Annotated in this window: 12 protein-coding genes and 1 pseudogene; all 13 read right to left on the bottom strand. The window is 40.4% G+C overall.

Annotated features, from left to right (window positions below; all coding sequences use genetic code 11):
• Positions 1 to 35: 35 nt before the first annotated feature.
• Entirely contained in the window at positions 36 to 677 is a 642-nt protein-coding gene (locus tag JCM19043_RS03590; protein WP_062320044.1) for a hypothetical protein, read from the bottom strand.
• A 321-nt stretch (positions 678 to 998) separates the two neighbouring features.
• Positions 999 to 2,536: pseudogene (locus tag JCM19043_RS03585) on the bottom strand (hypothetical protein).
• Between the two features lie 432 nt (positions 2,537 to 2,968).
• On the bottom strand, positions 2,969 to 4,306 hold the full coding sequence (glnA, locus tag JCM19043_RS03580) for a type I glutamate--ammonia ligase (protein ID WP_062320042.1): 1,338 nt from the start codon (positions 4,304 to 4,306) through the stop codon (positions 2,969 to 2,971).
• 26 nt (positions 4,307 to 4,332) lie between these two features.
• Positions 4,333 to 4,734 carry a MerR family transcriptional regulator gene (locus JCM19043_RS03575; RefSeq protein ID WP_062320040.1) on the bottom strand — a complete coding sequence of 134 codons (402 nt, stop codon included), beginning with the start codon at positions 4,732 to 4,734 and terminating at the stop codon, positions 4,333 to 4,335.
• 178 nt (positions 4,735 to 4,912) lie between these two features.
• Positions 4,913 to 6,154, bottom strand: a complete 1,242-nt coding sequence (locus JCM19043_RS03570) for a methionine gamma-lyase family protein (protein ID WP_062320038.1) — start codon at positions 6,152 to 6,154, stop codon at positions 4,913 to 4,915.
• Positions 6,155 to 6,156: 2 nt separating this feature from the next.
• Positions 6,157 to 7,401, bottom strand: a complete 1,245-nt coding sequence (hflX, locus tag JCM19043_RS03565; RefSeq protein ID WP_062320036.1) for a GTPase HflX — start codon at positions 7,399 to 7,401, stop codon at positions 6,157 to 6,159.
• A gap of 77 nt (positions 7,402 to 7,478) precedes the next feature.
• The gene (hfq, locus tag JCM19043_RS03560) at positions 7,479 to 7,703 is read right to left on the bottom strand and encodes an RNA chaperone Hfq (protein ID WP_062320034.1); all 225 of its coding nucleotides are present in this window, start codon (positions 7,701 to 7,703) and stop codon (positions 7,479 to 7,481) included.
• 41 nt (positions 7,704 to 7,744) lie between these two features.
• Entirely contained in the window at positions 7,745 to 8,680 is a 936-nt protein-coding gene (miaA, locus tag JCM19043_RS03555; RefSeq protein ID WP_062320032.1) for a tRNA (adenosine(37)-N6)-dimethylallyltransferase MiaA, read from the bottom strand.
• Positions 8,681 to 8,691: 11 nt separating this feature from the next.
• A complete protein-coding gene (gene mutL / locus JCM19043_RS03550) occupies positions 8,692 to 10,599 on the bottom strand; it encodes a DNA mismatch repair endonuclease MutL (RefSeq protein WP_304438228.1) in 1,908 nt (635 codons plus the stop codon).
• Positions 10,600 to 10,659: 60 nt separating this feature from the next.
• Entirely contained in the window at positions 10,660 to 13,317 is a 2,658-nt protein-coding gene (mutS, locus tag JCM19043_RS03545) for a DNA mismatch repair protein MutS (RefSeq protein ID WP_062320028.1), read from the bottom strand.
• Between the two features lie 126 nt (positions 13,318 to 13,443).
• Complete coding sequence (gene cotE / locus JCM19043_RS03540) at positions 13,444 to 13,956, bottom strand: outer spore coat protein CotE (protein ID WP_062320026.1); 513 nt, start codon at positions 13,954 to 13,956, stop codon at positions 13,444 to 13,446.
• Between the two features lie 101 nt (positions 13,957 to 14,057).
• The gene (locus tag JCM19043_RS03535) at positions 14,058 to 14,354 is read right to left on the bottom strand and encodes a YlbF family regulator (protein WP_062320023.1); all 297 of its coding nucleotides are present in this window, start codon (positions 14,352 to 14,354) and stop codon (positions 14,058 to 14,060) included.
• Between the two features lie 79 nt (positions 14,355 to 14,433).
• Positions 14,434 to 15,948: a tRNA (N6-isopentenyl adenosine(37)-C2)-methylthiotransferase MiaB gene (gene miaB, locus JCM19043_RS03530; protein WP_062320020.1), complete on the bottom strand. Its 1,515-nt coding sequence runs from the start codon at positions 15,946 to 15,948 to the stop codon at positions 14,434 to 14,436.
• Between the last annotated feature and the right edge of the window lie 93 nt (positions 15,949 to 16,041).

The following is a 16,041-nucleotide window of genomic DNA, read 5'->3' as shown; positions in this document are numbered from 1 at the left end:
CCAACGCTCAGGATGAGCGTGATAAGACTTCTGTGTTAACCGGCCGCGTGCGAGTTTTTTACTACCGAACACACACCCGTCACTTTGTTTGTCAGTTGTGTCTGTTGTTCTTCGTATCGGTCTTTCTTAAAGTTCAATTGGCCCAAGCGAGACTTTAGGTGTTTGATCTCAACATCAAGGTGTTGATGTTCAAAATCATAGGCGCAGTAAAATAAGCGGGTGGAATGCTTATATGTCACAACAAAAAAGGCCCCTTTTTGTTGTTCACGTGATGTCTTGTTGAACATCGGTGTTCCTTTGACAAAAGAGCCTTTTATTTTTTGAAGTGTCGTCAAGCGCGCCTTCGTCGCTTTTATTTTTCTTTTAACGGCGCTGATTTGTTCTTTTTTATTATGCATGTACACGTTCTTTAATTCTTTTTGTGCAGATAGAAGCGCGCGTCCTTCTTGAACAGCGCTGTTCGCATAATAATCATTTAATCCGTAACGTTGCTTTAACCGTTGATGGATGGAAACAGAACTTTTTGCTTTCGAGCCCCTAAGCTCCCGGACATCCGCTTGATAGCGAAAATGTTTGGCTTGATTAAACACCCGAAGGGTGTGAGTCATGGACATAACAAAATCAGGGTCGATTTTATGCTTATATAAGCGATGTGAAAAAATGGCCTTCATACCCATGATACCCATCCTCCCTTTGTTTTGTGACGGTCACTGTTAGTGCTTTAATTATACCATGTGGAATATATGTTTGTCACTTCAAAAATATTCAAAACAAGCGATTCATCACCCACCTAGTGCTGACGCACTTGAGGAAGGTGTCTTCTCACTCTAAAACGATAAATCTAACTGATTAACCTTTCAGACAGTCAATCTCAGCAACTCTCAACGACACCTAAGTGCCGTGACCTGAAGTTCTTTATCGGTGGTAAACAAATAACGTGTGACCTAGTTAAGTGGTGCATTAACTAAGTCACACGTATCGGTTGTCTCCCTATAAATTTAAACGATAAATAATGAGATGATGACACCAATAACACCAATAAAGCTAATGGCGTGGACAGTTTTAATTGGCATGAGACCATCGTCTTTCATTGCTTTACCAAACATAAAAAAGACAACAGGGTGAACGAGAAACGGCATGGAAAAGATAAACGGAATTAAACTTGCAGACTCGGCACCGAACATACCACCTTGAACGGCCGCAAACAGACCAAAGTGAGAAATCGCACTAGCTTGCGCCATCCCGGTAAATAGAAATGGGATTTGACTAAAACTGAGAAGTAACAGCCCACCAAATACCGCCACTAGCTGCCAGCCAAATGAAAATTGCATTAACGCCTTCACTTCTTTGTTACTTTCATCATTTGCTTTCTTAAGTTGCTTTAAGCTTATTATTGTAAATAACACACCGATAGCAACAATTACTATTGATGGCAATATCCAAAGCGCTCCTCTTTCAGCACTAATGGCTAATACAGAAAAAACGAAGATATGAGCAAAAAACGGGATATTAATCATAATTGGTGCACGTCGGGCAGCTTCTTTGCCTAAATCCCCCGCCGTACAAGCACCCGTCAAACCCGAGTGGGATAGAGCACCGGCCATACCTGGCGCTAAGTTTCTTACATGATTATTTTTCGCAAAATACATGATCAAACTGATACCACCGAACATAAAGAATAGCTGACCAAAGAATCCATAGAGTATTAAACTATTAACCCCCTCAATAGTAAAAGCTTCACTAATCCGCGATCCTCCTACCATAAAATTACTTGCAAGTACGACAGGAATCCCTGCAAAAAGCATGATTTGATTGTGGGACCGAAAGACCATCGGTATAAAAGTGCTCCTAACGATGCCGAGATAATCATCGCAAAGAAAATTTGTGGTAAGGCAATGATTGACTCAATGCCCCCCGCAATCAATGAAGATAAATATAAAATACCGATAATAGCAATAATTTCAATGATTCCTTTGCGGATGTATAACGACTTATTAGTGATTGTAGCTCGATTATCAATGAAGATAACCGCTCCAACGATGCCTATGTAAGCAATCAGTGGATACACATTATTTAACGCACTCGTTGAACCACCAATTAACATTCTACTCGCACTTTCAATTCCAATTAATAAGAAGAAAGATCGAATAATCATTACAATTTGCGTACGTGTTGTCCCTAGCACAGCTTCCTCCTGACTCGGGATCACCATCTCTTCATTTTTTAAAGGCTTATCGGAAAAGATTTTACGCAATTCCTGTCCGCCGACAAAAAATGAAACAACTAAGGCAATAATGGTAGCTGATGCAACCATATTGACCATCGGAAATGCTCCGATACCAGGTTCAGCAACACCTGTTTCTACTAAAATATATCCCATCGACAAACCGAAGATAACAATAATTAAAATCGGTGAGTAACGTGTTCCTGCCACCACAGTTCTTGCGATTAAAACCATCGGAATAATTAAAAAAAGCGTGATCCAGAACTGATTTAGCAAGTTTAAGCTCATAAATTGTTCTAACATAAGTTCCATAACTTACCTCCCTGCATTTGATAAGAAAATACTTATGTAAGCACTTTCTTCGTAAGCATACGAAAAAATGCTGACTTTGTAAACAGAAAATTATAAAAAATGCTAAAAAACTTAAAATTAACTTATTTCAATATATTTAAACATGAAAATAACCCCCTGATACCAGAGGTATCAAGGTGGTTAAATGATTAATATTGTTGCATATATTGTTCACGTTCCCAAGTGTGAACTTGTGTACTCACATATTTCTAAGTATATCGATCAAACATCAATGTCTAAATATGAGGTGCATTTTTATGAAATGACAGATGTTAAAAAATGAGTGATTTTTTTGCGATAATTTGTGGGTGTTTCGTGGGTGCGCCGAAATGATACAAAATATGAGCAAAAAGAAAAACCCTCAATACCAGTGGTATCAAGGGTTTCGTCTGATTAATATTGTTGCATATATTGTTCGCGTTCCCAAGGGTGAACTTGTGTACGGAACATATCCCATTCAATTTCTTTTGATTCAATAAAGTGCTCATAAGAGTGGGCACCTAATGCGTCAACAATGATTTGGTCTTTTTGCAATTCTTCTAAAGCAGCATACAAGGTAGCCGGTAGATCATCGACACCATTTGCGACACGCTCTTCTTTGTCCATCACATAAATGTTACGATCAACTGCTTTTGGTGCTGGTAATTGATTTTCAATACCATCTAAGCCAGCCGCAAGTAAAGCTGCTAACGCTAAGTAAGGGTTAGCTGCAGGGTCAACACTACGTACTTCTACACGTGTACTTAAACCGCGTGAAGCCGGAATACGTACAAGCGGTGAACGGTTAGAACCACTCCAAGCCACGTAACATGGCGCTTCAAAACCAGGCACAAGACGCTTATAAGAGTTTACAGTTGGATTAGTTACCGCTGTAAAACCTTGTGCATGCTTTAGAATACCAGCAATAAATTGATACGCGGTTTCACTTAACTGCATAGGACCATTCTCATCAAGGAAAGCATTCTCTTTCCCTTTGAAAAGAGACATGTTACAGTGCATACCTGAACCGTTTACGCCAAATAATGGTTTTGGCATGAAGGTTGCATGTAAACCGTGTTTCCGTGCAATTGTTTTAACAACAAGTTTAAATGTTTGAATATCATCCGCGTGCTTCACTGCGTCAGAGTATTTAAAGTCAATCTCATGTTGGCCAGGGGCAACCTCGTGGTGTGATGCTTCGATTTCAAAGCCCATTTCTTCAAGCTCTAAAACGATATCACGACGACAGTTTTCACCAAGATCGGTTGGCGCTAAATCAAAATAGCCACCTTTATCATTTAATTCAAGTGTTGGCTCGCCTCTTTCATCGAGTTTGAATAAGAAGAATTCTGGTTCTGCACCAATGTTGAATGTAGAAAAGCCCATCTCTTCCATCTTCTTAAGGTTACGCTTTAAGTTTGCACGTGGGCAACCTAAGAATGGTGTCCCATCTGTATTATAGATATCACAAATGAAACGCGCCACTTTACCTTTTTCTGATGTCCAAGGGAAGATAACAAATGTATTTAAATCTGGATACAACTTCATATCAGATTCTTCAATACGTACGAATCCTTCAATTGATGATCCATCAAATACCATTTCGTTATCTAACGCTTTGTTAATTTGGCTGACCGGAATCTCTACGTTCTTAATCGCACCTAAAAGGTCAGTAAACTGTAATCGAATAAACTTAACGTTTTCTTCTTCAACTTTTTGTAAAATCTCTTCTCTTGTAAAACTCTTTGCCATGGTTGTCCCTCTCCTTTAATTGATCTTTATTGACGGAAGAACCTTGATAGCTCTCCCTGACGCAATGAGGCTTTTCCATATCGACCGGTATGTAACAGTTCTTGACGTAAGTACTTACGCAATTCTTTATCAGATAAATCCGCTTGGTCTTTGACCGGCTGATCAATCTGATCTGTTACTGGAAGTTCTTTCAATTGAAGCACCTGCTTAATCCCCGCTAAATTAATGCCTTTTTCAATTAATTCTTTTATCTCTAATAATCGATCAACATCATTAAACGAGAATAGACGTTGGTTCCCTTCTGTCCGCGCCGGGTGAATCAACTGATGTTCTTCATAATAACGAATTTGTCTTGCGGTAAGTCCCGTTAAGTCCTTTACGATACCAATGGAAAATAAGGGTTGCGAACGGCGATCAACTTGACCCATCTACAACACTCCCCTTCCTCTTGCTTTCCATACTTCTATTATACACACGAGAATATAGTTGTCAATCCATGTTAGGTTATTTAACATAAAAATTTTCAGAAAATATTAAACTTTTACTCTTATCCTTATTATTACACTATCTTTTCCTTATTTTCTCGTATCAGTAGGACTTAACACACTAGATTGTCAGATCTCCCGACTCGACAAACCGCATAACCGCCTCACTGACCGCTAACTTCACGTGACTGTATGTGAGCCCCCCTTGCACAAAGGCAGTATAAGGCGCACGAAGTGGGCCATCAGCGGTGAGTTCTAAACTAGCACCTTGAATAAAGGTACCTGCTGCCATGATCACATCACTTTCATAACCGGGCATTGGCGCAGGGTACGGCGTGACATAAGCATTAATCGGTGAGGCATGTTGAATGGCTTGGCAAAACTTCACCATTTGATCGGCTGTTTCAAAAGTAACGGATTGAATTAAATCCGTGCGTTTATCTGTGTATTTAGGTGTTGTTTTAAATCCAGCCAGTTCAAGTAGACGAGACGTAAACACTGCGCCTTGTAACGCCTCACCGACGACATGAGGTGCTAGGAAGAACCCTTGGAACATTTCTTGCAAGACACCGAGCGTGGCCCCTGTTTCCTTACCTAGACCTGGGGCAGTTAGACGATTGGCTGCTTTTTCAATCAGATCTTTTCTACCAGCAATGTAACCACCGATGCGGCTAATGCCTCCCCCAGGGTTTTTGATTAATGAACCCGCAATCAAATCAGCATCGACTTCTGTCGGTTCCATTGTTTCAACGAACTCACCGTAACAGTTATCAACGAAAACAATGATCTCTTCATTTATAGCTTTAACAAATTGAATCATTTCTTTAATCGCCTCAATTGTAAACGATGGACGCTCCGCATAGCCTCTGGAGCGTTGAATGGCTACGACTTTTGTCTGCGGTTTAATCGCATATTTAAGCGCCTCATAATCAATCGCATGAGACGACGTTAAGGGAATGGATTGATAATGGACACCAAAGTCCATAAGGGAACCCGTATCTTGTCCACGCGTCCCAATCACTTCTTCTAACGTATCATAAGGATCCCCCGTCATATAAATGAGTTCATCCCCTGGTCGTAAGATGCCGAACAATGCCGTTGTAATCGCATGGGTACCAGAGATTAGCTGAGGTCTCACAAGGGCGTCTTCTGTTTTAAAGACATCGCGGTAGACCGCTTCAAGTCCATCACGCCCCATATCATCATAGCCATAGCCTGTCGTTGCCTGAAAATGCACATCGGCAATTTTATTGTCCCGAAAAGCATTAAGCACCTTTAATTGATTTGTTTCGACAATCTGCCCGATCGCTTGGCGAATATCTTTAATATCGTCTTCTGTCTGTTTAATTAAGTGTTCAATCATAACTAAAACTCGCTTTCTTCTTTACTTTTTGGTAACAGCGGATGACCTTCTGGTAAATAAACCGTCAGATGATACTGTTCTGTTTCTTCATTGAAGACAATCGCTTCAACGATGCCCTCTGTTTGAAGTTGTTGCAACCTTTTTCCTTCATCCTTGTCTAGGACAATCTCTTCTAATGAAAAGAGTGTTTTAATAAGGCTTTCTGTTTCATTCAGGATGCGCTTATGATCTGCTTGTTCAAAAGCACTGATCGTTAAAGCAGGTTTTTCAAATGGAATAAACGTCGTCTGTAATAAATCTTTTTTATTATATAAAGTCAGCATCGGTATGTGCTCAGCCCCTAAATCTTCAAGGAGGCGTTTGACTGTTTCTTGTTGCTGGTAATGATCAGGATGAGAAGCATCAACGACATGATAAATAAAGTCCGCCTCTAACACTTCTTCTAGCGTCGAGCGAAAAGCCGCAATTAATGCCGTCGGCAAGTCTTGCATAAAACCAACCGTATCTGTAACAATGGCTTGAAAACCGGATGGTAACTTCAGTTGACGCGCGGTCGTATCAAGCGTCGCAAATAATTGGTTCTCTTCAAACGTCTCACTTTGGGTTAAGCGATTAAACAACGTTGATTTACCAGCATTCGTATAACCGACAATCGCCATTTGAAACACTCGATTGGATTCACGACGTTTACGATATTGGTGTCGCTGATTTTTAACTGTTTCTAATCGACGCTTTAAATCATCGATCCGGCGCATAATGTGTCTCCGGTCTGATTCGAGTTTCGTTTCACCAGGCCCGCGCGTCCCAATCCCGCCCCCAAGTCTTGAGAGCGATTGACCTTGACCATGTAGTCGCGGCAACAAATACTGATATTGCGCCAATTCCACTTGAAGCTTCCCTTCATTCGTTTTAGCGCGACTTGCAAATATATCTAAAATCAGTTGCGATCGGTCAATAATTGGCACATCAATATACCCTTCTAAGTTTCGCACTTGCGAACTTGATAATTCATTATTCGCAATCACTAAATCGATGTTTTCAGATTCAATTAACGCCCTTACTTCTTCGATTTTACCTGTTCCTATATATAAACTCGGGTGAATACGATCTCTCTTTTGCGTCACCACATCAACGACTTCCCCTTTAGCCGTCTCTGTCAATGATATTAATTCTTCAACTGAATACATAAACCGTTCATGATCCATTGTCTTTTTCTCTACCGCAAGAATCAATACGCGTTCTGACATATATTATTCCTTCTTTCTTATGGGAGTTAGTTACATGGAAAGAGAGCGCTTTAACAGCGCTCTCGAATGATTAAGAATTATTCTGTTTCAATCTTGACATTTTTCGCTGGTGAGAATGTTGAAATTGCATGTTTGAAAATCAACTGTTGCTTACCTTCTGTTTCAAGTAAAACCGTGAAATTATCAAACGATTTAACTAATCCTCGTAATTGGAAGCCATTCGTTAAGAAAACCGTTACTTGAATATGGTCTTTTCTCAGTGCGTTTAAGTATTGATCTTGAATGTTAACAGATTGTGCCATGTAAATTCCTCCTCTTTTTCTCTCTCTATTATACTATAATTCTAGGTCGATAGTAAAAATCCTGCTAAATCTTTAAGAATTTTTTGAAAAACTTCATTTTTCGTTTCAGGTGTGATCGCATACCAATCGACAACCATCTTATTCCTAAACCACGTCAACTGTCTTTTGGCATAACGACGTGAGTTTTGTTTTAATAAGTCAATCGCTTCAGCTTGTGTCAGTTGACCTTCAAAATACGGAATCAATTCTTTATAGCCAATCGCTCGCATAGATGGTGCATTTTTTAAGCCTAAGTCATAGAAATAGCGTGCTTCTTGGAACAACCCTTGCTCAACCATCTCATCAACACGGGTATTAATCCGCTCATATAAAAGCGTACGATCCATATCAAGACCAATAAGGATGACGTTATATGGCGATTCCTCTTGTTGATTTTGTTGATATTCAGACATCGTTTGCCCTGTACGGTCATACACTTCAAGCGCACGAATCACACGTCGCACGTTATTTTTGTGGGTCTTTTTTGCTTGTTGTGGATCAACTTCTACTAACCGATCATACACAGCGTTAATTCCTAACTTTTCAATGTCGGCTTCTATTTTTCGTTCATATGCCGGGTCCCGCTTTTCCTCTGATAACGCGTAGTCACGAATGATACTATCTAAATACATACCCGTCCCACCTGCAATGATGGGTAATCGCCCTCTACTTCTAATATCGGTGATTAACTCGGTCACTTTTGATTTAAAATCAAACACCGAAAATCCTTCATCTGGCTCAAGGATATCCAGGAGATGGTGGGGAATGTTTTGTTGTTCTTCTGGTGTTACTTTTGCGGTCGCTATATCCATTCCGCGGTACACTTGCATCGAGTCCCCACTGATCACTTCCCCGATAAAACGTTTAGCGATGTCAATCGATAAGGCTGTTTTTCCTACGGCTGTTGGACCAACGACACACACAATGGTTGGTTTCATTTAAGTACCTCCTACATAATCCGTTTGAACATTTTTTCAAGTTCATACGTTGAAAAATGAATGACAATTGGCCGGCCGTGCGGGCACGTAAACGGATCTTCTGTTTTTCTTAATGTTTCAAGCAACTCAAACATATCATCATAATTTAAGTGATGATTCGCTTTAATCGATTTTTTACAAGCCATCAAGATCGCCGCATCTTCTCTCAACTTCTTTAAATCAATCTTTTCATCTTCAATAATTTGAGCAATAATATCCCGAATCGTCTCTTCTTCAAATCCAGCGGGGAACCAATTAGGATGAGCAGTGATCCGGTACGTTTGTTGACCGAACGGCTCAAAGAAAAGACCAATTGCTTCAAAATCCGTTTGATACTGTTCGATGAGGAGCGCTTCTTGTTTTGAGAAGTCAAACGTCATTGGCACGAGTAACTCTTGTAAAACGGGATCAACTTCAACAATTTTATCCCGGTAATACTCGTATTTAATCCGTTCTTGGGCCGCATGTTGATCGATGACATACATCCCTTGGTCATTTTCTGCGATAATATACGTTCCGTGATGTTGTCCGACCGGATACATCAGAGGCATCCGGCTGTTATTAGCCGCGTCTTCTCTCTCATCTTCCATCATCTGTTCATTTACAGATGATGAATCAACCGTTGCTTCAGGAAGTCGCTCTGTGTTTTCATGAACCGTTTCAGGAAATGCTGTTGCTGCGTGTTGTTCAATATCACGTGTAATGTTTCGGTCATCGCTTGAGTGATCTGTTAGCTCATCTATTTGAGGCACAAAGTTATTCATTCCCGTTTCATCCCGATCAGATTCGTCCACAGCTGCTGAGTCTTGATTGTTTACGCGAGCATTTAGATCACTCACTTGTTTGCGCTCTGTATCTGGTATGTCTGATGAGGTATGATCAAATGAAAAACTCGCTTGTTCAGATACTTCCTTTTTAAGCTTTGGTTTTTTCTCTGTATAATCAGGAATTAACCTTTCCTGTCTAAAAGCATTCTTAATTGCTGTTTCAATCGCTATAAATAATTCTTTTTCTTTACTGAACCTGACATCCAGTTTGGTCGGATGGACATTAACATCGACTAAAATAGGATCCATCTCAATTTGAAGCACGACAATCGGGTGGCGCCCAATGGGAAGAAGCGTGTGATACCCACTTAAAATCGCCTTATTTAATATCACACTTCGAACAAATCGACCATTGACTAATGTCGATAAATATTGCCGGCCACTTCTTGTCACTTCCGGTTTGGCAATGTAACCTGAAATCGTATAGTCCAATGTTTTATGTTCGATGTTTATCATCTTCTTCGCGACATTGACCCCGTAAATTTGTGCAATAATTTGAAGCAAGTCGCCACGACCATTTGATTTAAAAATAACCTTATCATTGTGCGCAAGCGTAAACCGAATGCCTGGATGACTTAAGCTCAATCGATTAATCACATCTGTGATATGACCGAGTTCGGTATGGATGGTTTTCATGTATTTTAAGCGCGCTGGTGTATTGAAAAAGAGTTGGTCAACCGTAATTTCGGTCCCTTTTCTTGCATCTGCTTTTTCACGACTGATTTCTTTTCCCCCTTCATATTGAATAAGGATACCAGCCCCATCACCTGTCGATGTTTTAAGAGTCAGTTTACTGACAGCCGCAATCGAAGCTAATGCTTCGCCACGAAACCCCAGTGTTCGCACGTGAAATAAATCTTGTTCTGATTTAATCTTACTTGTCGCATGACGTAAGAAGGCAACAGAAGCATCACTTTCTGTCATCCCGTCCCCATCATCAGTAACTTTCATTCTCATGAGACCCGCTTCATATACATCGACTTTAATCATTTGACTATTCGCATCAATACTATTTTCTACCAGTTCTTTAATCACCGAGGCCGGTCGCTCCACGACCTCTCCCGCCGCAATTTTATTACTGAGGCATCTGACATTAATTCAATGGCCACAGAATCACTCCTCTTTTTGTAGTTCCTTCTTCAAGTCAAATAAGGCGTTCATCGCATCAATTGGCGTCATCGACATTAAATCCAATTGTTTTAATTTCTTTTCTACCCGTGAGCCTTTTTTATTTTTTGACGTTGATGTTGTTTCAGCAAAAAAGCTTAATTGATCATCTGTTTGAAGGATAGTCATCTCAGCATTATTTTTAACATCCTCTTCATCAACTTTTTGTGACGCCAACTCAAAAGCAGCCGTTTTTTCTTTCACATTGTTTGTTGTCTGTTCAGATTCATTCGATTCTAATAACTGCAGAATCACATTCGCCCGATTAATTAAGGTACCGGGTAAGCCTGCTAACTTAGCTACATGAATCCCGTAACTTTCATCCGCTGGACCTGGTTTAATCTTATGTAAAAAGACAACCTCTCCATCATGTTCTTCTGCGGATACGTGGACATTTTCTAGTTGTGTGAGCGTCTCACTCAGGCTTGTTAATTCATGATAATGCGTGGAAAAGAGCGTTTTTGCTCCAATATGGTCATGCACGTACTCGATAATCGCTTGCGCAAGCGCCATTCCGTCATACGTACTCGTCCCGCGTCCAATCTCATCTAAAAGAATCAGACTGTTGTTAGTCGCAAATTCTAGTGCATGTTTTGATTCTAACATCTCCACCATAAACGTACTTTGTCCACTGACTAAGTCATCGGCTGCACCGATGCGGGTAAAGATTTGATCAAAAATCGGCAAGGTGGCAGATTCAGCCGGCACGAAACAGCCAATCTGTGCCATAATGACCGTGAGGGCAATCTGGCGCATATACGTACTTTTACCAGACATATTCGGTCCAGTAATCAGTAACATATTGGTCTCGCTATTTAGTTTAATATCATTCGGCACATACATACCGTCTGTCATCACTTTCTCGACAACCGGATGGCGCCCCCCAACAATCTCTAAGATGTCTTCCTTAATTAACGTCGGTTTAACGTAACCTTCTTGTTCACTAACAACCGCAAAACTCTGCAGAACATCTAACGTACTCACCTTTTCCGCTAATTGTTGCAAGCGAGGGATGTAAGCTTTGACTTGTTCCCGAAGTTCGTTGAATAACTGCAGTTCAAGTTCTAGACTTTTTTCCTCGGCTTGAAGGATAAGGTTTTCCTTCTCTTTTAATTCTGGTGTAATATACCGCTCGGCATTCGTTAAGGTTTGTTTTCGTTCATATTTTCCTTCAGGTAATAAATGAAGATTCGCTTTTGTGACTTCGATGTAATAACCGAATACACGGTTATAGCCAATCTTTAACGATTTAATCTTCGTCTCTTCTCGTTCTTTTTGTTCTAATGCATTGATCCATTGTTTCCCGTTTCGTGACGCGTCACGGTAGTCGTCCAATTGGGCATGGAAGCCGTCTTTAATGATGCCGCCCTCTTTTAAGGTCATCGGCGGTTCATCTGCTAAACTTTGTTCCAATAACCCGCGCAAGTCACTTAATGGATCTAATGCCTCACCGATAGCTTGTAAGTACGGAGAATGAAACGTCTTTAACGTTTCTTTCACCGTCGGCACACGAGATAAACTCAACGTCAATTGTTGGAGGTCACGTGGATTGATATTGCCAAAAGCCACTCTTCCTGATAGACGTTCTAAATCATAAATCGATTTTAAATCATCCCTCAGAGACTCTCTTTCAATGAATTGATCGAGTAAACCTTCGACCATCGCATACCGTTCACTAAGAGCCTGTCTGTCTAACAAAGGACGTTCTAACCATTTCTTTAAGTAACGCCCGCCCATGGCGGTGACGGTTTGATCTAATACCCATAGTAAGCTGCCCTGTTTACCTTTTTTCATCATCGTTTCTGTTAACTCTAAATTTCGTTTAGAATGCATATCCAAACCGAGGTAACCACTGAGCACGATTTCTTCTGCTGGTTGCACATGGTCAAGTGAACGCTGTTGGGTGGTACTAATATAATGAATAAGCCGAATAATGGCTTGTCTTAATGATTGATGACTAATGTTGACTAATAAATCACCATAAGACGCGCGATCGATTGTCTCAGGTAACTGATGGTGCGAAATGGTTAATTGCAATTCATCTGATAACGTCATGCGTTCTTTATCCGTTAATTGATCAGAGACCACGACTTCTTTGATAGGACGGTTATAAATTTCACTTTTCAGTCGGTCAAAGTGATTCACCGATAGAACGTAAAGTTCCCCGGTTGATAAGTCGATAAAACTGAGCATGTAATCACCCTCTGCTTTGTCGACACTTGCCAAGTAATTGTTCTCATTCTCTAACAGCATGGCTCCTTCCATGACCGTACCTGGGGTAATCACTTGGACAACGTCCCGCTTTACGACACCCTTGGCTGTTTTCGGGTCTTCCACTTGTTCGCAAATCGCTACTTTATAGCCACGCTCAACAAGTGTTTTTATGTAGTTAGTAGAGGCGTGATACGGGATACCACACATAGGAATACGTTCCTCGGCCCCACCATCACGGCTCGTCAGCGTGATTTCTAATTCTTGAGCGGCTTTCGTCGCATCATCAAAAAACATTTCGTAGAAATCACCGAGTCGAAAGAATAAAAAACAATCGTTGTAGCGTGCTTTAATTTTTAAATATTGCTGAATCATTGGTGTGTAACTTGGCATGTATAAAAACTCCTATTCGTTCTCATTTACTGTTTGTATTATAACATATCTAGTGATGTCTTCTCTTCATTTTGAAGTGAAACTAACAAAAAGAAAAAAGCGCACGAAATGTACGCCTTCAAACTGTTATGATTCATTTTGATTATACCAGTGAAAGTGCTCATCATCAATAGAGGCCGGATCAACTCTCACGGATACTTTCGTGTCACCGATGACTTCGACAAGATAACTCTTCTCCACTTCCGCTTGTATCGTACCATCACTCTCATTAATCGTACATTCAATCGAGTGTGGCTGTTTGGTCATCTTCGCATACACTTCCGCTTCTTTGTTTAGTGTATGTCGATCGGTAACAGATAGCGTAACAGGATCTTGATAATTGATATGTTCAGTCACCACTTCTGTTTTAGTCGAATCATTAAACGCATACCATACATTAATATCGAATCCACCGTTGACATCAACGGTATTTTGATTGCGTTGTTTGGCATGATACACATGATTAATGATCCAACACCCTAATATATTATCTGGCTTATGCGGTGTTTTAATCACATGTTTTGAGACTGTTTCTTTTTCCCCTTTACCAATCACCGCTTTTGTAATAATTTCGCGTACATCATTTTCTAAATAACTCATTTGACAACCCCCACATCGTTAGGCTTATATAAGACAGTCTATGCAAGAAGACTAAAAAAGTGCAAAAAAAAAAGATGCCCGTTGGCATCTTACTTATCTAATCATTCACTTGTGTCGATTTCATCGGTCATTTTCTGATTAATTTCCGTCACGAGTGACTGTAAAATCGTATTGACATCGACTTGTGTCTGTTTAAATTCTTCCACAATCGGCAAGGCATCAATTTGTTGTTGAATCTGGTCAATGTCTTGATCAACGCGTTTCGCTGCTTCTGTTTTTCCATAAGCTTGCAGATTGACCGCTTGCTTTTGGAGTTGTTTTATTTGATTGATCATTTGTTTTACTTTCTCGTGCTCATCAAGCGTTTGTTTCACAGCTTTAAAACGTTTGGACGTCATCTAAATCACTGAGTTTTTCGGCAACGCCTTTAGTAAAGGCTAATATATCTTCATCTGTGTAATGCATGTTGTCACCCCATTATTCTGTCACTAATTCACCATATAGTGACCATGTCTTTGCATGTGTTATTCTAACAGGGACAATCTCTCCAATCAAGCTTTTCGGTGCTTTTAGGTTCACTAATTTATTTCGTTTCGTATAGCCCGCTAAGACGTCAGGATTTTTCCGGCTTTCTCCTTCAATTAAAACATCGACAACTTCTCCGATATATCGCTCCATTGCTTTTTTCGATTGTTTATTGACGAGCGTGTTTAATCGTTGAAGACGTTCTTTTTTTACGTCTTCTGGTGTCTCGTCTTTCCAGCGCGCTGCCGGAGTACCTTCTCTTGGTGAGTAAATAAACGTAAAGGCATGTTCAAACCCTACTGTCTCGACAAGCGAGAGGGTGTCTTCGAACTGTTCATCCGTTTCATTAGGAAATCCGACAATAATATCGGTCGTTAATGTGACATCTGGTAGTTTTGCTTTTATTTTTTTGACTAAGTCTAAATAGTCTTCTCGGGTATGACGGCGAGCCATGACCCGCAATATATCGGTACTACCTGACTGAACCGGGAGGTGAATATGATCAAGTAAATTACCGCCCTTAGCTAAGACATCTATTAAGTGATCATCAAAGTCGCGTGGGTGTGAGGTCGTAAAACGAATCCTCGGGATATCAATCTCTCGTAATTCATCAAGCAAATGGCCTAACCTATAATCAAACGGCAAATCTTTCCCATAAGCATTGACATTTTGCCCAAGTAACGTCACTTCCTTATATCCGTCACGTGCTAGTTGTTTGACTTCTTCAATAATATCTTCTGGTAACCGGCTCCGTTCTTTCCCACGCGTATACGGGACGATACAGTAGGTACAGAATTTATCGCACCCATACATAATGTTGACCCAAGCTTTAAGTTTACCTTTCCGCTGTTTCGGTAAATTCTCAATAATGTCACCTTCTTTTGACCACACCTCGACGACCATTGCCTTTTGAAACATCGCTTCTTTTAAAAGTGATGGCAAGCGGTGAATGTTGTGGGTGCCAAAAATCATATCGACAAACGGATGTTTCTGCATGATGCGGTGCACGACGCCTTCTTCTTGTGACATACAGCCACATATACCAATAATGACATCCGGATTTTCTTTTTTAATCGGCTTTAAATGACCGAGTTCACCGAATACTTTATTTTCGGCGTTTTCTCTGATCGCACACGTGTTTAACAGGATCACATCAGCTTCTTTCATCTCGCTAGCTTCGGTATAGCCCATCAAAGATAAGAGTCCCGCCATTACTTCGGTGTCATGTTCATTCATTTGACAGCCATAGGTTCGTATGTAGTAGGTTTGATTTTCGCCAATCAGTCGCATATCTTCTGGAATCGAAAAATCATAATGGATGTCGACATCTTTTTTTAATCGTTTTCTTGCTTTTTTCAAGTTAGGTGGTTCGTACGTCGCGTCGTTATGTAATTGTTGCAGCCGTTCTAAGTGTTCTTTTGTTGTTGGTTTCATTACTTGTTGCTGAGTTTTTTGTTGTTCATTCACTTTATAGGTCGCCTCCAATAACTTACATGTTTTACCTGTCTATTGTACCATGTATAGCTTAAGGGATTAAGGGCTTTCATTATTTGTCACCTT

This window comes from Halolactibacillus sp. JCM 19043, from assembly GCF_001310395.1.
In the GTDB taxonomy this organism is placed as follows: Bacteria; Bacillota; Bacilli; order Bacillales; family Amphibacillaceae; genus Halolactibacillus; species Halolactibacillus miurensis.
Note: the sequence above shows the minus strand (reverse complement) of the source record. Positions and strands in the feature narration are given on the sequence as shown.